An 18,689-nucleotide genomic window follows, 5' to 3' on the forward strand; every position below is an offset into this window, starting at 1 on the left:
ATTATTCCTTGTTGGCTGGGCCGCTGCCATTGATGGCGCCTTGCAGTTCGGTTTGCGCAATCCAGAAATCGCGCTGGGTCTCGATGGCACTGTTGACGCTGGCAACCTGTTCGCGCGCATCGGCCAGCAGTTCGAACACGCTGGCCAGCATGCCGTTGTAACGCAGCAATACTTCATGCGAGATCGTCTTGCGCAGCGGCACAACTTCATCGCGGTAGTGGCGCGCCAGGTCATAGGCCGTGCGGTAGCTCGAATAAGCCTCGCGCACTTCCGAGCGGGCCCGTACGGCCGTGCCCGCCGTGCGCTGCAGCGACTGCTCATACAACGCTTGCGCCTTGGCATTGCGCGCCGAGCCCCAGTCGAACAGGGGCAATTCCAGCGAGACTTCATAGCCATTTTCGCGCGGCGCCTCGCTGCTGCTCTTGTTGCTATAGCCCACGTCGAGCACGTTGACGAATCCTGTCACCTTGGCCAGACCCAGCGCGTCGGCCGTGGCATGCGCGTCGAGTTTGCTCATCTGCACGTCGAGGCGCTGCTCCATCGCCTGCGCCTCGATATTGCCCGCCTCGGCTGGCTTGGCCGGCAAATCGGGCAAGCGCGACGGCAAGGTGAAGGCCGTTTGCTTGCCCCACAGGCCCAGCAAGCGCGTCAGGTGCTCGCGCGTGGCCGTGGCCTGGTGGCGCGCGCGGGCCAGGTCGCCGACGGCGTCCGCATAAAACACTTGCTGGCGCGCCTGGTCGAGGCGGCTCCAGTTGCCCGCCTGCTGCAAGCGCGTGGCCAGTTCGGCGCCCGCCTCGGCCGACAGCAGCGCCCGCTGCATGAAAGCTTCCGTCTGCACGGCGGCCACGGCATTGAAGTAGGCGCGGCGCGTGTCCGACGCCAGTTGCACGGCGCTATTGGCGGCCTGCAGCTTGGATTGCTCGAAACGGCCCCGCTCGATGTTGACGCGCATCGGCATGGTCAGCAGGCCGGCCAGGTCGAAGCTGACGCCGCGGTCGATTTCATTGCCGTGACTGCCATGCGAGCGGCCGAACGACAGGCCGGGATTGCGCAAGCGCCCCGCCTGCACCAGGTCCGCTTCGGACGCGCCCAGTTCGGCCAGCGCCACCTTCATGCCGTGGTTGTTCATCAGGGCGATGCGCACGGCGCTGTCGGCATCCAGAGGCTGGGCCAGCAGGGCAGCCAATTTTTCCTCGCCGCCCTTGTCGGCCAGCGCCGCGGGAGCGCCCGTGCGGGCGTCGGCCAGCGCGGACACCGCCTGCATGCCGCCATCCTGGCTGAAGCTGGCGCAGCCGCTCAGCAGCAAGATTGCCGCCAGCGCCAGCGGCGTCAGGCAAGTTGATTTTGTGAAGCGGGCCATGTCAGTGTCCTTCATGCTGGTGTTGCGGGGCGGGCTGGGCATCCGGCTTGGGACCCGGCTTATCCATCGGCATCTTGTGCCCCTCCATCTTGTGGCCATCCATCTTGTGGCCGTCCATCTTCATCATGCCCATGTGGCCGCCGGCCTTGCCGACTTTCTCGTTGACGGCGCGCCAGGCCTGGTCGGGTGTGGCCTCGTCCTCGGCGGCGGGACGGTAGCCGAGGAAGGCGGAGCGGTAAGTGGTGGCCGGCACGGATGCCTGCGCCTCTTGCGGGGCGGACGGGGATTGCGCTGCGGCGGCCAGCGGCAGTACAGCCAGCGCGAGGCTGAACAGGTGTTTCATGGTATTCCTTGAATGACAGGGTGTGGCGCGGCGGGCGCGCGACTGGAACGCTGGCGCGGCCGGTGCAAGGCTCAAGATGCTGGGACGTGCGACGGCGGCACCGCCAGGTTCAACGGGCGGTCAGGCGGAGCGCGTGCTTCTCGGGGGACGTTCGGGACCAGGCGGGATATGCCCGGCGAACAGGGAATCGGGCGCCAGCGCGGGAGGCGGCGCGCGCAGGGTCAAGGCGTGCAAGGCGGGCATGCCGGGCGGCGCCGTGGCGCCCACCGTACACGCGCCATGGTTGCTGCAATCGTGGCCGTGGTGTGTGGCGCCGCCATCGTCCATGGCCATTGTCATCGGCTGGTCCTGCATGTGCATGCCGGCCATGTCGCCCATGTCATGGCACTGGGGTGCCTGCATGGCCTCGACGGCGACCGTGACGGCGACCGCCAGCTCGTCCACGCAGCAGCTGCGCATGGCCGACGCAAAGCCCTGCATGGGCAGCGTGACGGCCAGCAGCCAGAGCAGCGAGCGGGCGAGAAAGCGGAAAAAGGCACGGTTCATGGCGCCACTATAAACCTTCCCACATGAGGAAGGTCAAGCCCCTATTTGCGCCGGTAGCCGTGCGTCAGCCAGATGACATAGATGCCGTAGTAGCCCTGCCCTTCGAAGATGGCCTGGCCATCGGCAAAAGACACTTTTTGCACTTCATTGACGGTGAAATACGCGCGGGCATCTGCCGCCTCGACATCACCCCAGTAGCGTGCGCGCAGGGGCCGGTAGCCGCTGGCGCGCCCGATCGCGTCCATCAAATCGCTGATCATGAAGTCGTACAACATTTCGGCCAGCAGCGGCCGGTGGCCCGCCAGCATGGCCGTGATGTCGGGATAGCCGGCCTGCATCAGCTCGGGCAAGTCGCTTTCCTCGTCCAGCAGGTCGTCTTCGCGGCAAGTCTGGATAAAACTGTTGAACGGCTCGTCAAGCAGGCCCGCCAGCGCCGTTTCCGGCACGCTCAGGCGAAATGGGTGCAGCGGCAGCACGCTGTGCTGGCCATAGTTAAGTCCGCGGCATCCGAGGAAGGCCAGCGGGTGTGGCCGCCCATTGACGTCGCAGCGGATACCAAGTTCTTGCTCAAACGTCATCAACATCCAACCCTGCCATGTCCGTTATCCTCGTTGTACCTCATCAGGGCTATATGGTAAGCGCTGGCAGGAAAACGGAACAGGCTCAGATGCAACAGAAAACAGCGTATCAGTTCATGCCGCACGGCCCGCCTGTCAGGCGGGCTCCGTGATGCCCACGCAATTGCGCCCATTTTCCTTGGCCACGTACAGGGCCGCATCGGCGGCGCGCAGCACGGCGTCCGTATTGCTCGCCTCCTGTTCCGACGATACGACGCCCAGCGATACCGTAACAAAGCCCGCGCCGGGAATCACGGCGGCGGCCACCTTGGCGCGCAAGCGCTCGGCCACCTGCATGGCCACGTCGAGGTCGGCATCGGGCAGCAGCATGATGAATTCATCGCCGCCATTACGGCACAGTACGTCGGCATCGCGCGAACAGGCGCGCATCAGCTGCGCCAGGCGCAGGATGACTTCGTCGCCCACGGCATGGCCCCACTGGTCGTTGACTTGCTTGAAATGGTCGATATCGATGGCGATGACGGAAAACGGCCGCGCCTGTGCCTGCCACGCATCCAGCGCCGCCGCCATGCCGCGCCGGTTCGACAGCCCCGTCAGCGGGTCCGTCTGCACGTCGGTCTTCAACTTGCCGATCTTGTTCTGCAACAGCGCCAGGCCCTTCAGCAGGGCTTTCTTGATCTGCGCCGCCTCCACGTACCAGGAGCGGATGGCGGCGATGTGCTCGGCAGTGCCGGGCGCATCCATGCGCCGCGCGCCCTCGGCCAGCTGCACCAGGGGCCGCGAAATCAGGCTGGCCAGCCACCAGATGAATGGCAGGCTCAGCAAGGCAATCGGCAGGGAATGCCATACCGTGTTGGCCATCAGCTGGTTCAGCGGGGCCAGGGTCATGGCCGTGGGGCGCTGCGCCACGATGCCCCAGCCCGTCGACGGCATGATGGCGTAGCCGGCCAGCATGTCCACGCCCAGGCTGTTGTGCATGCGCCGGTTGCCGCCGCCCTGCTGCGCGATGATGGCATCGATGACTTCATTGCTGCCGGCCACGTCGCCCAGGCGCTCGGGGTCCGGGTGGTACAGCAGGCGCCGGCTCTGGTCGACCACGTACAGGTAGGAACCGTCGCGGTAGTAATGCTGCCCCAGCATGGTGTACAGGATGTTTTTCTGTTTCAGGTAGATGCTGCCGCCCACATAGCCCAGGTAGCGGCCATCCTTGCCCAGGATGGGATGCGAAATGAAGACCACCAGGTTGCCGGCCGAGGACACGTACGGCTGCGTCACCAGCGGGCGCCGTTCGCGCAGCGCCTGCACGGCACCGGCCGAATCGAGCGTGCGGTTCTTCAAGGCCAGGGTTTCCGGCGACACGCCCAGCACCTTGCCCTGGGCATCGACGATGAGCACGGAATTGAAGCTGTTCGTTTGCAGGCGCAGGCGCTGCGCCTCGTCCGTCAGCCAGTGCTCGTCACCCATGCGCGATGGCAGGCTGCCGGCGCTGTAGGCCAGTTGCTGGCGCGCCGACTGCAGGAAATCCTCGGCCGTGCTGGCCAGTTTGCTCGCGTAGGCGTGGTTCGCTTCCAGCGTGGTATCGATCAGCAACTGGCGCTGCACGCTGTAGCTGGCATAGAAGGTATTGGCCAGGGACACCAGGGCGCTGGCGAAGGCCACGAGCACGATCAAACGGCGCAAATTCATGCGCAGAACAGGTTTAGTCCACATGGGTCGGCAAAAAATCGGAAAGTATTGCGCTAAAGAAAGGGCGCATTATACCGAGACACCCGTGCCAATATTGAAATGTTGGCATCCATGGTCAAAGAATGTGTACAAGCGGCAACGCAGAGCGCTGCCGCCTTGATATGCGTCAAGCGTGGATGGCGTGCTTGCGGACCCAGTCCGTGTAGCGCTGCATCCAGCCCTGGAAGAAACCGAGGCTGGCCGGGCCGATGCCGCCATGCTCGTCGAACAGGCCTTCCTTGGCCTGGATGAACATTTCCGGTTGTCCCAGCAGCGGCACGTCCAGGTAAGCGAGCACATTGCGCAAATGCTGCTGCGCCAGCGCCGTGCCCGTGGCGCCCACGGAAACGCCGAGCACTGCGCCCGGCTTGCCGCCCCACACGCTCTGACCATACGGACGCGAGCCGTGGTCGAGGGCGTTTTTCAGCACGCCGGGGATCGAGCGGTTGTATTCGGGGGTGAGGAAGAGCAAGGCTTGCGATGCAGAAATATCCGATTTCAGGCGCAGCACCTGCTCGGACTGCGCGCCATCGTCATCCTGGTTGTACAGCGGCAAGTCGCCAATTTCGATGTGTTTGAAGGAAAACTCGGGCGGCGCCAGCTTGACGAGCGCATCCGCCAGTTTGCGGTTGAAGGAATCCTTGCGCAGGCTGCCGACGATGATAGCAACGTTATATTGACTCATATAAATCCCCGATGATGATTAAAAAGAAGCCCCGGAGTGGAGTTCACACCGGGGCTATCTTGCCACACAATCATCGGTTTTGCGCTGCTTAGCGTGCGCCGCCAGCCAAGCCTCGATACTCGCGGTAATAGCGTCCGCCCAGGTTGGTCAGCACCTCATAGCCGATGGTATTGGCCATGGCCGCCACCGCGTCGACCGGATGTTCGGCGCAGATCAGGTCGACCAGGCTGCCCGGCGCGACGCGGTCGCCGGCGATGGCGCTCACGTCGAGCGTGATGGAATCCATCGAGATGGCGCCGATCTGCGGCACTTTCACGCCATCGACGATGGCCAGGCCCTGGTTGCTCATGCTGCGCAGCCAGCCATCGGCGTAGCCGACGGAAACAGTGGCCACCTGGCGCGGTTCGCTGGCCGTGTAGCGGCGGCTGTAGCCCACGTGGTCGCCGGCGGCAATCGTGCGCGTCTGCATGACCTTGCCTTGCAGGCGCACCACGGAGCGCAGGGGATTCGGTTCGCCGCCCTGCGGCCCGATGCCATACAGGGCCGCACCGGGACGCACCAGATCAAAGTGGAAATCGGGTGATAAAAAGATGCCCGAGGAATTGGCCAGGCTGGCGCGGTACTGCGGCAGAAGGGCACGGATGGCGGTGAAACGGGCCAACTGCTCGCCATTCATGGGGTTGCTGCGCTCGTCGGCGCAAGCCAGGTGGCTCATGATGTAGCGCACCTTGATGCCGTCGAGAAAATGCGGGTCCAGCAGCCAGGCGTCGATTTCCTGCGGCGACAGGCCCATGCGCGACATACCCGTGTCGACCTGCACGATGGCGTCCAGTGTGGTGCCCAGCGCCTTCGCATGCGCGCGCCAGCCGGCCACCTGGGGCGCGCTGTTGAGCACGGGCGTCAAGCCGTGGGCCGTGAATTCGCCCTCCGTGCCGACGGGCGGGCCGTGCAGCACGAAGATGTCCGCATCCGGCGCCACATGCGGGCGCAGGCTGATCCCCTCTTCCAGGTGGGCCACGAAGAAATGGCGGCAACCTTCTTCATACAGGGCCGCGCCCACTTGCGCGGCGCCCAGGCCATACGCGTCGGACTTCACGACGGCCGAGCAGGCGGCAGGATGCGCCTTGTCGCGCAACAAGCGGTAGTTGGCGCGCACGGCGTCGAGGTCCACCGTCAGGATGGCGCCGCTACGCTCTTTCGGAGGCATGCTGGCCCCCATCTCAAGCCACCGCGTGTTGCAGTTTGCCCTGGCCCTGTGCGCCGCTGTAGCGGCTGACGGACAGGTCGTCGGCCAGGATGGCCGGCTTTTTCGACGACATCAGGTCGGCCAGCAATTGCGCCGAACCGCAGGACATGGTCCAGCCCAAGGTGCCGTGGCCCGTATTGAGGAACAGGTTGCGCAGCGGCGTGCGGCCGACGATCGGCGTGCCGTCCGGCGTCATCGGACGCAAGCCCGTCCAGAACGTGGCTTCGGCCGTGTTGCCGCCGCCGGGGAACAGGTCGTTGACGACCATTTCCAGGGTTTCGCGGCGGCGCGGGTTCAGGTTCAGGTTGTAGCCGGCGATTTCCGCCATGCCGCCCACGCGGATACGGTCGTCGAAACGCGTCACGGCGATCTTGTAGGTTTCATCAAGGATGGTCGACACGGGCGCCTTGGCCGCGTTGACGATAGGCACGGTGATCGAATAGCCCTTCAGCGGATACACGGGGATGTCGAGCAGCGGCTTCATGAAGCCCGTCGAGTAGGAACCGAGCGCCACGACGTAGGAGTCGGCCTTGACGATTTCCGCGCCACATTGCACGCCAGCGATTTCATCGCCCTGCGTCAGCAATGCATCGATGGCGACGCCATAGCGGAACTTCACGCCCAGTGCCACGGCCATTTCGGACAAGCGCGTGGTAAACAGCTGGCAATCGCCCGTTTCATCGTTGGGCAGGCGCAAGCCGCCAAACAGTTTATCCTTGACCGCTTCCAGGGCCGGTTCGGCGCGCGACAGCTCGTTGCGCTGCAGCACTTCATACGGCACGCCCGCGTCTTTCAACACTTCGATATCCTTGGCGGCGTCGTTGTATTGCTTTTCGGTGCGGAACAATTGCATCGTGCCTTGCTGGCGGCCTTCATACATGATGCCGGCCTCGGCGCGCAGCACCTTGAAGCAATCGCGGCTGTATTCGGCCAGGCGCACCATGCGTTCCTTGTTCACCGCATACGCTTCCGGTGTGCAATTACGCAACATCTGCCACATCCACTTGAGCTGGGCGGCGCTGCCGTCGAGCGAGATGGCCAGCGGTGCGTGGCGCTGCATCATCCACTTCACGGCTTTCAGGGGAATGCCGGGCGCAGCCCATGGCGAAGCGTAGCCGGGCGAGATTTGCCCCGCATTCGCGAAGCTGGTTTCCAGTGCCGGGCCCGGCTGGCGGTCGATGACGGTCACCTCATGTCCTGCCTTGGCCAGATAGTAAGCACTGGTGACGCCGATGACGCCGCTACCCAGAATCACGATACGCATAGTTTCCTCATTATATTTTTTAGGCTGACGCCAGATTAACCGCTATCATATTGGGAAAGAGCCAGTATTTGTTCACGTATAAATCGAGATATTCAGCAATAAATCATGAGAATCCTTAAAGAATCGGCACGTGGCCTCGACAAGCTGGATCGCCACATCCTGCGCATCCTGCAACAGGATGGCCGTATCTCGATGAAAGACCTGGGCGAACAGGTGGGACTGTCCATCACGCCCTGCATCGAGCGGGTCAAGCGCATGGAGCGCGACGGCGTCATCACGGGCTACCATGCCAAGGTGAACCCGGCCGCGCTGGGCGCCAAGCTGCTCGTCTTTGTGGAGATTACGCTGAATCAAAAATCCGCGTCCGCCTTCGAGCAATTCCGCCGCGAAGTGCTGCAGATTCCCGAGGTACAGGAATGCCATCTGGTGTCGGGCGACTTCGATTACCTGATCAAGGCGCGCATCCATGAAATGGCCGAGTACCGCAAGCTGCTGGGCGACATGCTGCTGCAGCTGCCCGGCGCCGCGCAATCGAAAAGCTATGTGGTGATGGAAGAAATCAAGGAAACCTTGGCGCTGTCGACCGACGTTCTGCAAAATCGGTGAAGGTACCGCCTGCCGGTACCGACAGCATCAAATTTTGCGCCTTTGTATAATCTTGTAGCACATTCGCGGCCACGCAAGCACACTCCTGTCCTGACATCACGCCCGTCCCCTCTGAGATTGGAAGCAGTGATGCACACTGGGAGTCCGTATGAACACATTGATAAAACTGGCAGCTTCCTGCCTCGCGGGCCTGGCCGTGGCCATGTGCACCGCCAGTGAATACAAGGTCAACCGCGCGCCGGACAATGGCGCCATCTATCAAAACATCAAGGTGGGCAAGACCACCCGCCTCGACCTCGACGCTGCCCTGGGAAACGCCACCGTCGTCAGCTTCGATCCCGGCTATGAAGTCTGGGTCTACAAGAACCAGTTGCAAGCACCCAAGATGACGCGCCTGATCCCCCTCCTGGGCGAAAAAGGCACGCGCGAGGTGGCCGTCATGTTCGACCAGGCGGGCATCGTCAAGAAATTCCGCATCCACGAACCGCGCAGGTAGGCGCAGGCCGCGCCAGCGTGCGCCAGCGAACGGCCGCCGCCAGCCAGATGGCTATACTGGTTGCTGGCTCCCGCCGCCCATCACCCCTGCAAGGAGTTTGCATGCGCCTGCCCCTGATCGCTCCGAAAGACCTGACGCCCGAACAAAAGCCGCTGTATGACGATATGCGCAAAGGCATCAGCAGCAATTTCAACGATTTCATCGCCGTGCGCGAAGACGGCGCCCTGATGGGGCCGTGGAATCCCTGGCTGCACGAACCGGCCATCGGCAAGGCCATCTGGAACCTGACCCTGGCCATGACGGCCAATGCCACCTTGCCCGACAACGTGCGCCAGATTGCCATCCTGGTGGTCGGCGCGCGCTACAACGCCGCCTATGAAATCTATGCCCACATCGCCGTCGCCGAGCACGAAGGCATGCCGCCCGAGCGCCTGGCCACGCTGGTGGCCGACGTCAAGCCGGTCGACCTGGACAAGCACGAAAGCGTGGCCTACGACCTGGCCTACGCGCTCAGCGGCGGCGGCACGCTGCCGGAACCGCTTTACCGGCTGGCGCTGGCCACCTTCGGCCAGCACGGCACCAACGAGCTGATCTACCTGGTGGGCCTGTACGCGCTGGTCTCGACGACGCTGAACGGCTTCAACGTGCCGGTGCCGGAACGCGACTGAAAGGCATTGCCCGCAGCATGCGCAATGCCGGTCAGGCAGGCGCCGCATTGGCTGCCCGCGGCGGCCGGTGCGCCGCGGCGCACGCCGCCACGCCTGCCAGCAGCAGCATGGTGGCCGCCGCCTCGGCCAGCGTAGGCCAGCGCTGCTCCCAGCAGTAGCCGTACAGCATGGCAAACAGGAATTCAAAGACGATCATCTGTCCCATCAAGGTCAGCGGCAGGACGCGGCTGGCATGGTTCCACAAGCCATTGCCGACGACGGAACACAGCAGCGCGACACCCGTGACGACGCCGGCAAACTGCAGCCAGGCCGTGGCCCCATGCTGCGCCGGTGCGGCAAGCGCGACGGGAATGGCCAGCAGCAGCGCGGCGGCGCCCGTGACCACGCCCGTCAGCAAATTCCACTCCTGCGCCGAGACCGAGCGCAGCCGCCCCAGCCAGCGGCTGTTGCCAACCGCATACACCGTCCACGACAGCAGCGCCGCCAGCGCACATAACAATCCCAGCAGGGACGAGTGGCCCGGATGCGCCAGCGACTGCCAGCTGATGCAGGCCAGCCCGCCCGCGCTCAGCACCAGCGAAGGAATCAGGCGCCGCAGGGACACGGCATGCCGGTCGCGGCTGCCCACGAGCGTGACGACCAGCGGCAGCAGGCCAATCACCATCGACGTCATGGCCACGCCGCCCGTCTGCACGGCGCTGGCCAGCAGCACGTAATACACGATATTGCCTGTCAGGCTGAGCCAGATCAAGCCGCGCCATTCGCGCCAGCTCAGGCTGCGCAGCAGGCGCCGCCACGACGGCGCGACCAGCACGGCCGCGATCAGGCCATATGCGAGGTAGCGGCCCACGGACAGTTCCAGCGGCTGGAAGGCAGGGATCAGCGCCGGCGCCAGGAACACCAGCCCCCACAGTGCTCCCGCGGCGATGCCAGCCAGCATGCCCAGCCGGCTCTTGTTTTCTTGATGCATGATCAATCTCCTGAAACGGAGATTGTGGCAAGTCTGCCGCGTCCATTCTTGGCGCCAGCTACTGCCTTGTTGACCGTTTCTCGCGACATGCGCGCCGGTAGGCCGCTGGCGTAATATCCATGCTGTCGCGCATGGCGCGCGTCCATGCGCTCTGCTCGGAAAAGCCGGCTGCCAGCGCGATTTCGGCAAGGCTGGCATCGCTGGCGGCAAGCAAGTCGCAAGCGCGCCCTATGCGCTGCTGCAACAGCCAGGCATGCGGGCTGGTATCCATTTCCTCGCGGAACAGTGCGTGCAGACGACTGACACTCAGGCTGGCAAAGCGCGCCATCGATGCCGTCGACCACGGCAAGCCCGGCTCGGCTTGTACACGGGCAATCAACGCACCCAGGCGCGAACGCGCTTGCGGCTCGCCCAGCAGCAGGGTATCGAGCAGCAGCGGCGTCCAGCCCGTGACGATGGCCGGCGTCAGCGCCTGCTGCTGCGCCATGACGCCCAGGTAGTCAATCAGCTTGCGGGCGCCCAGCCCGATCGCCGTATACGGACGCTCCAGCAGGCGCTGCCAGCTGCCGCTGGCCACGGCGGCCGCATCCACGTCGACGATGATGGAATGGTTGGCCACCTTGCTATGCTGGGCATGCCACGTGTGCGCCGGGATCACCACGCCCTGCTGCGTATCGACTTTCCCCTCCCTGCCGTCGATTTCCAGCAACAACTGGCCGTGCACGGGCAACACCAGTTGCACGAAATCATGCCGGTTCGGCGCGCCGATTTCCGCATAGCTGCGGAAGCTGAGATCGATGGCAGAGTGGGGTGTGCTGGACATGGCGAGGCCGCCTGGGCGAAGAATCCCCCATTTTATCAGTTCGCGCATGGCTTGCCGGCGCTGCGATACGCGCGCCCGACGCCGCCCGCTTGCCCTACACTGGCGTTTTATCCTTCCCTACTTCCATGCAACGACCCGCAAACCTCGCCCACATTTCGGCGCAACAAGATTGGCAACACACGACAGCGTATCCACCCCTCGGCTTCACCCCCTTTTCCGAAGGCGCACTGGGCAATGGCGACACCTTCGGCCTGTACTGGCCCATCGGCCGCGAAGCATCCGAACCTATCGTCGTCGAGACGTGGCACGACGAGTGGCGCATCCAGCCGCACTTTTCCAGCCTGACGACGTTCTTGCAAGCCTGCGCGGCAGCGGAGGACGAATATGTCGGCGCGCCATCGCTGGCCGACGACCCAGCTTCGCCGCGCGCCGCCTATCTGGAGGCCAAGGAATTGATTGCGCAGCGCAACCCGGACGCGGCCATCGCGCTGCTGGAAGCGGCGCTCGCCATCGTGCCCGAATACACGGATGCGCTGGTGCTGCTGCATGGCCAGTATGTGCGCGCAGGAAGAATTGGTGAAGCCGTCAAGGTGGCCATCCAGGCGATCATTTCGCCGCCGTCATTTGGCGGCCCGCCATTCAAGGCCTTGCAATGGCTGCGCACGCAGGCGGTGCCGGAGGGGGAACTTGACCCCATCTGGCGCGCCTGCGGGCAGCTGTCGTTCAACTTTGGCGGCAGCAAGGAAAATGCCGATTACCCCGTGCTGCTGGCCGCCATCGCCACCTACCTGGAGCAAGGCAACCATGTTTCCGCCTCGCCCCTGATGCAGACCTACGCCGAACTGATGAGCGCGGAAACCGTCTCCTTCCAGGAGCGCTACGCCTTCGAGCCTGCCGCCTTCCTTGCGCGGCAAATCGCCGTCAGCGCGAAGCTGCCGCAGGGCAGCCGCGACCCGGCGGCGCTATGGTCGTCCGGCAGGAATTAGCTGCTGCCGGAACAGCTTGCGATACGCCGATGGCGACGTCTGCAAGCTGGCCCGGAAATGCTGGCGCAGCGACAGGGCCGTGCCGAAGCCGGCCTCTTGCGCCACGACATCGATCGATGCCGCGCTTTTCTCCAGCAAGCCTTGCGCATGCGCCAGGCGCTGGTTCAGCAGCCACTGCTTGAACGAGGTGCCCATGGCCTGGCGGAAGTGACGCGTAAAGTTGCGCCGGCTCATGGCGGCCTGGTCGGCCAGCGCATCGATGCTGTGCGCCTTCCCCAAATCGGCTGTGACGCTGGCCAATACCTCGGCAAAACGCCCTTCGCTGCCGGACACGGGCAGCGGACGCGCGATGAATTGCGCCTGCCCGCCCTGGCGGTGCGGCGCCACCAGCAGCCGGCGCGCCACCCGGTTGGCCACCTCGGCGCCCGCCAGCTGGCGCAGCAGGTACAGGCAGCAATCGAGGCCGGCCGCCACGCCGGCCGACGTCAGCACGCCGCCATCATCCACGTACAGCACTTCCCGGTCCACCCTGACCTTGGGATAACGGGCCGCCAGCCGGTTCGCCATGCCCCAGTGCGTGGCTGCGCTCTTGCCATCCAACAAGCCTGCCTGTGCCAGGGGAAATGCGCCCAGGCACAGGCCCACCATGCGCGCCCCGCGCCGGCTGGCCGCCTGCAGCGCCGCAACCAGGGGTGCCGCCGCATCGCGGCAATCGTCGTGCCAGGCGGGCATGATGACGATATCGGCCCCCTCCAGTCCTTCCAGGCCGAACTCGGGCGTGATGCCGAAGCCGGCCGCCGTGCGCAAGGGTGCGGGATCGGCGGCGCACACGCGCACGTGGAAAGGCGGCAGATCGGCCTCGTCCGTCTGGGCGCCAAACACGAGGCAAGGCACGGACAGGTGAAACGGCGTCATGCCGTCAAAGGCGATCACGGCCACGCGCAAGGGAGAGGCAGAAGCGGGAATAGGAGTCATGGCCCGATTTTATCGCAGATATGCCTTCGGGCCACTTTTTATTGACAGCATACAGGCAGACAATGACGGTATCGGGGAAGCCTTCCCCGTTCAACCATGCCAGGAGTTATCCATGTCTGCCGCAACATCCACCACCCCGCGCCGCGCCCTGCTCGTCATCGATGTACAAAATGAATACTTCACGGGCGACATGCCCATCGAATATCCGTCCGTCGATATTTCCCTGCCGAACATCGTCACTGCCATGGCCGCCGCCCGCGCCGCCGGCGTGCCCGTCATCGTCGTCCAGCACGATGCGCCGGAAGCCTCGCCCATCTTCGCCAAGGGCAGCGACGGCTGGCAGCTGCATCCGCAAGTGGCCGCGTTTGCCGCCGACCACCGCATCAACAAGGTCATGGGCAGCGCCTTTGCGGGCACGGACCTGCGCGCCTGGCTGGAGGGCCACGGCATCGACACCCTGACGGTGATCGGCTACATGACGCACAATTGCGACGCGGCCACCATCTACCACGCCGCGCACGACGGCTTGCAAGTCGAATTCCTGCAGGACGCCACCGGCACCCTGCCCTATGCCAACGCGGGCGGCACGGCCAGCGCCGAGGAAATCCACCGCGTCTTCAGCGCCGTGTTCCACTCGAATTTCGCCGCCGTCGCCAGCACGCAGGACTGGCTCGCTGCCGTGCGCGAGGGCAAGCCGCTGGAAAAGGACAATATCTACTTGTCGAACCAGCGCGCGCGCAAGGCGCAGGCGAACTGACGCCGGCGGGAATGGACGGGTATCATGCGTCCATTCCTTACTTGATGATGCGCAATGCGAAAAATAATACTGCTCGGTTCAAGCGTTGCCGGTCTGTTCCTGCTGGCCACCGTTGCCCTGGTGCTGGCGGGACTCAACGACAAGCTGGTGCCCGCCGACGTGATCGTCGTGCCGGGCAATACGATTGCGCCCGACGGCACGCCCAGCCCCCGCCTGCAGGCACGGCTTGACGTGGCGCTCAAGCAATTCCAGGAACACCGGGCACCGCGCATCCTCGTCAGCGGGGCCACGGGCAAGGAAGGTTTTGACGAGGCCGCTTCCATGGCCCGCTACCTGCAGTCGCGCGGGGTGCCGGCCAACGCCATCCTTGAGGATAATCAAGGCTGGACCACGGACGCCACGGCCCGCAATGCGGCGGCCCTGATGCGCCAGCATGGCTGGCGCACGGCCATGGTTGCCACGCAATATTTTCACGTGCCCCGCTTCCGGCTGGCGCTGGAGCGCAGCGGCATCGCCGTCAGCGGCAACGTGCACGCGCCCTATTTCGAGCTGCGCGACCTGTATTCCGTTCCCAGGGAAACCGTGGGCTACCTTGTGTATTACGTGAAATCCTGAACATGAAGATACTTGCCTTTGCCGCCGGTTTTGGCCTGGTGGCCGCATGCGCAGTGCCGTCGATGGCCGCCGCCGATGCGGAGCCGATAGGCGCTGCTGCAAGCCTGTCTCTGTTTGGCGTGCTGATGATGGGGCTGTGCATCGCCGCCTTTGGCGCGCTGGCGCGGCGTGTGGACGTGGCGCATGGCCACTGGCTGTCGGCCTGCGCGGGCGCGCTATGCGGCGCGGTGCTATATGGCAGTTTCACGCTGGCATTTGCAACGCAATCGATCACGGCGGGCCTAGCCTATGCCGCCAGCGCCCTGTGCGCCGCCAGCGCGGCCCTGTTACTGCCGGGCCTGCTGAAGCGGGTGGCAAGGCTGATGGCAAGGCCAGGCCAGTAAGCAGTCACTCGCTCCAGTCGCGCGAGCGCTCCACCGCCCGCTGCCATTTGTGCAGCCGCGTCAGGCGTTCGTCGGCCGCCATGGCCGGTTCAAAACGGCGTCCCACCTGCCACTGGGCGGCGATTTCTTCCTGCGATTCCCAGAAACCCACGGCCAGGCCCGCCAGGTAGGCGGCGCCCAGGGCCGTCGTTTCCGTCACCACGGGACGCACCACGGGCACATTCAGGATGTCGGCCTGAAACTGCATCAGCATATCGTTGCGGGCCGCGCCGCCGTCGACGCGCAGCTCGCTCAAGGCGATGCCCGCGTCATCCTGCATGGCCGACAGCACGTCCACGTTCTGGTAAGCCACGCCCTCGAGCGCCGCGCGCGCGATATGCGCCTTGCCCGTGCCGCGCGTGATGCCGATCAGGGTGCCGCGCGCATACGGGTCCCAGTACGGTGCACCGAGGCCCGCGAACGCGGGCACGAAGACGAGGCCGCCCGAATCGGGTACGCTGGTGGCCAAGGCTTCCACTTCGGACGAGTCGCGGATGATGCCGATGCCGTCGCGCATCCATTGCACGGCCGCACCGGCGATGAAGGCGCTGCCTTCCAGCAAATAATCTGTCTTGTCGCTGCCCGCGCCCAGGCTCCAGCCCACCGTCGTCAGCAGCCGGTTTTTCGATGGCAAGGGGCGCTTGCCCACGTTCATCAGCATGAAGCAGCCCGTGCCGTAGGTATTCTTCGCCATGCCCGGCTTCAGACAGGCCTGGCCGAACGTGGCCGCCTGCTGGTCGCCCGCGATGCCGGCGATCGGCACGGAGACGCCCAGCAAGTCGGTATAGGTGTGCGCCGCCACGCCGCTCGAGGGCACGACATCGGGCAGCAAGGAGGCGGGAATGTCCAGCAGCGCCAGCAGATCCGTGTCCCACTGCAGGGTGTGGATATTGAACAGCATGGTGCGCGCCGCGTTGCTCGTGTCCGTCAAATGGGCGCCGCTCATTTTGTAAATCAGCCAGCTGTCGACGGTGCCGAAGGCCAGCTCTCCCCGCTCGGCGCGCGCGCGGGCGCCGGGAACGTTGTCGAGCAGCCATTTGAGTTTGGTGGCGGAAAAATAGGCGTCCAGCACGAGACCCGTTTTTTGCTGGATCAAGTCCGCCTTGCCCTGCTCGACCAGTTGCTCGCAGTAAGCCGCATTTCTGCGGTCTTGCCAGACGATGGCATTGGCGACGGGTTCGCCCGTGGTGCGCTCCCACAGCACCGTCGTTTCGCGCTGGTTGGTCACGCCGATGGCGGCCACGTCGGAAGCGGCCACGCCGCTGTCGCGCAAGACCTGCTGCAGCACGCCCTCTTGCGACGCCCAGATTTCGTTCGCATCATGCTCGACCCAGCCCGGCTGGGGGAAAATCTGGCGAAACTCGCGCTGCGCGCTGGCGTGCGGCCGTCCCGCATGGTCGAACAGGATGGCGCGCGAACTGGTGGTGCCCTGATCTAAAGCAAGTATGTATTTGGTCATTGTCTGGTAGTGCGAAAAGCGGGTAAAAACAGGCACGGAGGGTGTTCACTCCGTGCCCTCAGGACAGCGCAGGCAGTTTACCTTACCTTGCCTTCTTTCCAGGCTTGCAGCAGCTTGTCGTAGGCAATCGTTTCACCCTTCGGCTTTTCATTCGCCAGCTTTTTCCATGGGGCGTGCTGGTCCGACAGATACTGGTTCGGATCGACCTTGGGATTGAGCTTCGGTGCGCACGCCTTCATGCCGGCCCGTTGCAATCGCGCCATGACCTGGTCCATTTCCTCGGCCAGGTTATCCATGGCGGCTTGCGGCGTTTTTTCCGCCGTAATGGCCGTGGCCACGTTCTTCCACCACAGCTGGGCCAGCTTCGGATAGTCGGGCACGTTGTTGCCTGTCGGCGTCCACGCCACGCGGGCGGGGCTGCGGTAGAACTCGATCAAGCCGCCGTACTCGTTCGCGTGCTTCGTAAAATAATCGTGGCGGATGTCGGAATCGCGGATGAAGGTCAGGCCGACGATGGATTTCTTCAGCGACACGGTTTTCGACGTGACGAATTGCGCGTACAGCCAGGCGGCGGCCTTGCGGTCGTCCGGCGTGGACTTGAACAGGAACCAGGAACCGACGTCCTGGTAGCCGTTCTGCATGCCCTCTTTCCAGTACGGGCCGTGCGGCGACGGCGCCATGCGCCATTTCGGCGTGCCGTCCTTGTTCACCACCGGCAAGCCCGGTTTCGTCATGCCGGCCGTAAACGCCGTGTACCAGAAGATTTGCTGGGCGATTTCGCCCTGCGCCGGCACGGGGCCCGATTCCGAGAAATTCATGCCGTTCGCCTGCGGCGGCGCGTATTTCTTCATCCAGTCGATGTATTTCGTCAGCGCAAAGACGGCCGCCGGCGAATTGGTGGCGCCGCCGCGCGACATCGATGCACCCACGGGCGTGCACTTGTCGGCCGCCACCTTGATGCCCCACTCGTCGACAGGCATGCCGTTCGGAATGCCCTTGTCGGCCGCGCCAGCCATCGACAGCCACGCATCCGTGAAGCGCCAGCCCAGGGATGGGTCTTTCTTGCCGTAATCCATGTGGCCATAGACTTTTTTGCCGTCCAGTTCCTTCACGTCATTCGTGAAGAAGTCGGCGATGTCTTCATACGCGGACCAGTTCTGCGGCACGCCCAGCTCGTAGCCATACTTGGCCTTGAACTTGGCTTGCAAATCCTTGCGCGCGAACCAGTCGGCGCGGAACCAGTACAGGTTGGCGAATTGCTGGTCGGGCAACTGGTACACCTTGCCATCGGGCGCCGTCGTAAAACTGATGCCGATGAAATCCTTCAGGTCCAGGCCCGGATTCGTAAATTCCTTGCCCTTGGCGGCCATGTAGTCGGACAGCGGCTCGACGGCGCCGTAGCGGTAGTGCGTGCCGATCAGGTCGGAATCGGAAATCCAGCCGTCATAGATGCTCTTGCCGGACTGCATGGAGGTCTGCAGCTTTTCCACCACGTCGCCTTCCTGGATGATGTCGTGGCGCACCTTGATGCCCGTGATTTCCTCGAAGGCCTTGGCCAGGGTCTTCGATTCGTAGACGTGGGTATCGATGGTTTCCGAGACCACGGAAATTTCCTTGATGCCCTTGGCTTTCAGCTTGGCCGCCGCATCGATGAACCATTTCATTTCAGCAAGCTGTTGCTGCTTGCTCAGGCTGGATGGCTGGAATTCCTTGTCGATCCAGGTTTGCGCCTGCTTGGCGTCCGCCAGGGCCGCATTCGACACGAGCATGGCCGCAGCCGCGAAGACCGTGAACTTCAATTTCATCGTGAATCTCCTTTTATAGTTTTTACCGGCCGCCTGCTGGCGGTACGGCATCCATCAACACCGGCAAGCCGGTCATCCCCAACGCATTACTACGAGCAACAACAAAAAACTGATTGCAGCCCCGATGGCCTGCTGCATTTCCGTGAACCCCGCCCACGCCAGATTCACGTAGGCCGCCGTCAACAGCCCGATGAACAAACGGTCGCCGCGCGTGGTCGGCATGGGCAGGAAACCTTTTCGTTCGATGCTGGGCGAACGGATTTGCCACACCGTCATGCCCGCCAGCATCAAGCCGATGCAAATGAAGAAGATGGCCACTTCCGGCGTCCACGCCATCCAGCCGAACAGGCTGGCTGTGCT

The 18,689-nt window shown here is 64.1% G+C and carries 21 protein-coding genes; 7 read left to right on the top strand and 14 right to left on the bottom strand.

Annotated features, from left to right (window positions below):
* Window position 1: 1 nt before the first annotated feature.
* From LSO07_RS19975 to LSO07_RS20010, 8 genes are all read right to left on the bottom strand, one after another.
* Window positions 2–1,360: a TolC family protein gene (locus LSO07_RS19975; protein ID WP_225317361.1), complete on the bottom strand. Its 1,359-nt coding sequence runs from the start codon at window positions 1,358–1,360 to the stop codon at window positions 2–4.
* Between the two features lies 1 nt (window position 1,361).
* The gene (locus LSO07_RS19980; protein ID WP_151096382.1) at window positions 1,362–1,703 is read right to left on the bottom strand and encodes a hypothetical protein; all 342 of its coding nucleotides are present in this window, start codon (window positions 1,701–1,703) and stop codon (window positions 1,362–1,364) included.
* A 120-nt stretch (window positions 1,704–1,823) separates the two neighbouring features.
* Window positions 1,824–2,249, bottom strand: coding sequence for a hypothetical protein (locus LSO07_RS19985; protein ID WP_151096383.1), 426 nt, complete (start codon window positions 2,247–2,249; stop codon window positions 1,824–1,826).
* A 41-nt stretch (window positions 2,250–2,290) separates the two neighbouring features.
* Window positions 2,291–2,827: a hypothetical protein gene (locus tag LSO07_RS19990; protein ID WP_151096384.1), complete on the bottom strand. Its 537-nt coding sequence runs from the start codon at window positions 2,825–2,827 to the stop codon at window positions 2,291–2,293.
* A 135-nt stretch (window positions 2,828–2,962) separates the two neighbouring features.
* Complete coding sequence (locus tag LSO07_RS19995; RefSeq protein WP_231772992.1) at window positions 2,963–4,513, bottom strand: sensor domain-containing diguanylate cyclase; 1,551 nt, start codon at window positions 4,511–4,513, stop codon at window positions 2,963–2,965.
* A gap of 166 nt (window positions 4,514–4,679) precedes the next feature.
* Window positions 4,680–5,237, bottom strand: coding sequence for an NADPH-dependent FMN reductase (locus LSO07_RS20000; protein ID WP_070280283.1), 558 nt, complete (start codon window positions 5,235–5,237; stop codon window positions 4,680–4,682).
* An 88-nt stretch (window positions 5,238–5,325) separates the two neighbouring features.
* Entirely contained in the window at window positions 5,326–6,444 is a 1,119-nt protein-coding gene (gene alr, locus LSO07_RS20005) for an alanine racemase (RefSeq protein ID WP_225317362.1), read from the bottom strand.
* A 13-nt stretch (window positions 6,445–6,457) separates the two neighbouring features.
* The gene (locus LSO07_RS20010) at window positions 6,458–7,747 is read right to left on the bottom strand and encodes a D-amino acid dehydrogenase (RefSeq protein ID WP_151096387.1); all 1,290 of its coding nucleotides are present in this window, start codon (window positions 7,745–7,747) and stop codon (window positions 6,458–6,460) included.
* A 105-nt stretch (window positions 7,748–7,852) separates the two neighbouring features.
* Between LSO07_RS20010 and LSO07_RS20015 the strand changes: the two genes are divergently transcribed.
* The 3 genes from LSO07_RS20015 (at window position 7,853) to LSO07_RS20025 (ending at window position 9,517) form a co-directional block, all read left to right on the top strand.
* The gene (locus tag LSO07_RS20015) at window positions 7,853–8,353 is read left to right on the top strand and encodes an Lrp/AsnC ligand binding domain-containing protein (RefSeq protein WP_070222192.1); all 501 of its coding nucleotides are present in this window, start codon (window positions 7,853–7,855) and stop codon (window positions 8,351–8,353) included.
* A 148-nt stretch (window positions 8,354–8,501) separates the two neighbouring features.
* Window positions 8,502–8,849, top strand: a complete 348-nt coding sequence (locus LSO07_RS20020) for a hypothetical protein (RefSeq protein ID WP_070280281.1) — start codon at window positions 8,502–8,504, stop codon at window positions 8,847–8,849.
* Between the two features lie 101 nt (window positions 8,850–8,950).
* The gene (locus LSO07_RS20025; protein WP_151096388.1) at window positions 8,951–9,517 is read left to right on the top strand and encodes a carboxymuconolactone decarboxylase family protein; all 567 of its coding nucleotides are present in this window, start codon (window positions 8,951–8,953) and stop codon (window positions 9,515–9,517) included.
* 31 nt (window positions 9,518–9,548) lie between these two features.
* On the opposite strand, the gene LSO07_RS20030 is transcribed toward LSO07_RS20025, so the two are convergent.
* Window positions 9,549–10,487, bottom strand: a complete 939-nt coding sequence (locus tag LSO07_RS20030; RefSeq protein ID WP_151096389.1) for a DMT family transporter — start codon at window positions 10,485–10,487, stop codon at window positions 9,549–9,551.
* Window positions 10,488–10,545: 58 nt separating this feature from the next.
* Entirely contained in the window at window positions 10,546–11,310 is a 765-nt protein-coding gene (locus LSO07_RS20035; RefSeq protein WP_092605855.1) for an AraC family transcriptional regulator, read from the bottom strand.
* Between the two features lie 125 nt (window positions 11,311–11,435).
* Between LSO07_RS20035 and LSO07_RS20040 the strand changes: the two genes are divergently transcribed.
* Complete coding sequence (locus tag LSO07_RS20040; RefSeq protein ID WP_151096390.1) at window positions 11,436–12,296, top strand: tetratricopeptide repeat protein; 861 nt, start codon at window positions 11,436–11,438, stop codon at window positions 12,294–12,296.
* On the opposite strand, the gene LSO07_RS20045 is transcribed toward LSO07_RS20040, so the two are convergent.
* Window positions 12,273–13,241, bottom strand: a complete 969-nt coding sequence (locus LSO07_RS20045; protein ID WP_151097814.1) for a GlxA family transcriptional regulator — start codon at window positions 13,239–13,241, stop codon at window positions 12,273–12,275. The two genes, LSO07_RS20040 and LSO07_RS20045, sit on opposite strands and share 24 nt — an antisense overlap.
* A gap of 142 nt (window positions 13,242–13,383) precedes the next feature.
* Here LSO07_RS20045 and LSO07_RS20050 point away from each other — a divergent pair, with 142 nt between their 5' ends.
* From LSO07_RS20050 to LSO07_RS20060, 3 genes are read left to right on the top strand one after another with little or no spacing between them, the layout of a single operon-like run.
* Entirely contained in the window at window positions 13,384–14,028 is a 645-nt protein-coding gene (locus tag LSO07_RS20050) for a cysteine hydrolase family protein (protein WP_151096391.1), read from the top strand.
* Between the two features lie 54 nt (window positions 14,029–14,082).
* The gene (locus LSO07_RS20055; RefSeq protein WP_151096392.1) at window positions 14,083–14,643 is read left to right on the top strand and encodes a YdcF family protein; all 561 of its coding nucleotides are present in this window, start codon (window positions 14,083–14,085) and stop codon (window positions 14,641–14,643) included.
* 2 nt (window positions 14,644–14,645) lie between these two features.
* Window positions 14,646–15,026, top strand: coding sequence for a hypothetical protein (locus tag LSO07_RS20060; protein WP_151096393.1), 381 nt, complete (start codon window positions 14,646–14,648; stop codon window positions 15,024–15,026).
* Window positions 15,027–15,030: 4 nt separating this feature from the next.
* On the opposite strand, the gene glpK is transcribed toward LSO07_RS20060, so the two are convergent.
* From glpK to LSO07_RS20075, 3 genes are all read right to left on the bottom strand, one after another.
* Window positions 15,031–16,524: a glycerol kinase GlpK gene (gene glpK / locus LSO07_RS20065; RefSeq protein ID WP_151096394.1), complete on the bottom strand. Its 1,494-nt coding sequence runs from the start codon at window positions 16,522–16,524 to the stop codon at window positions 15,031–15,033.
* A 77-nt stretch (window positions 16,525–16,601) separates the two neighbouring features.
* Window positions 16,602–18,329, bottom strand: coding sequence for an ABC transporter substrate-binding protein (locus LSO07_RS20070; RefSeq protein WP_034779106.1), 1,728 nt, complete (start codon window positions 18,327–18,329; stop codon window positions 16,602–16,604).
* A 72-nt stretch (window positions 18,330–18,401) separates the two neighbouring features.
* Window positions 18,402–18,677 (bottom strand): DUF2160 domain-containing protein, encoded by a 276-nt coding sequence (locus tag LSO07_RS20075; protein WP_151097816.1) that lies wholly within the window; start codon window positions 18,675–18,677, stop codon window positions 18,402–18,404.
* Window positions 18,678–18,689 lie beyond the last annotated feature (12 nt).

This window comes from Janthinobacterium sp. PLB04 (genome assembly GCF_021165895.1).
GTDB classification, from domain to species: Bacteria; Pseudomonadota; Gammaproteobacteria; order Burkholderiales; family Burkholderiaceae_D; genus Janthinobacterium; species Janthinobacterium lividum.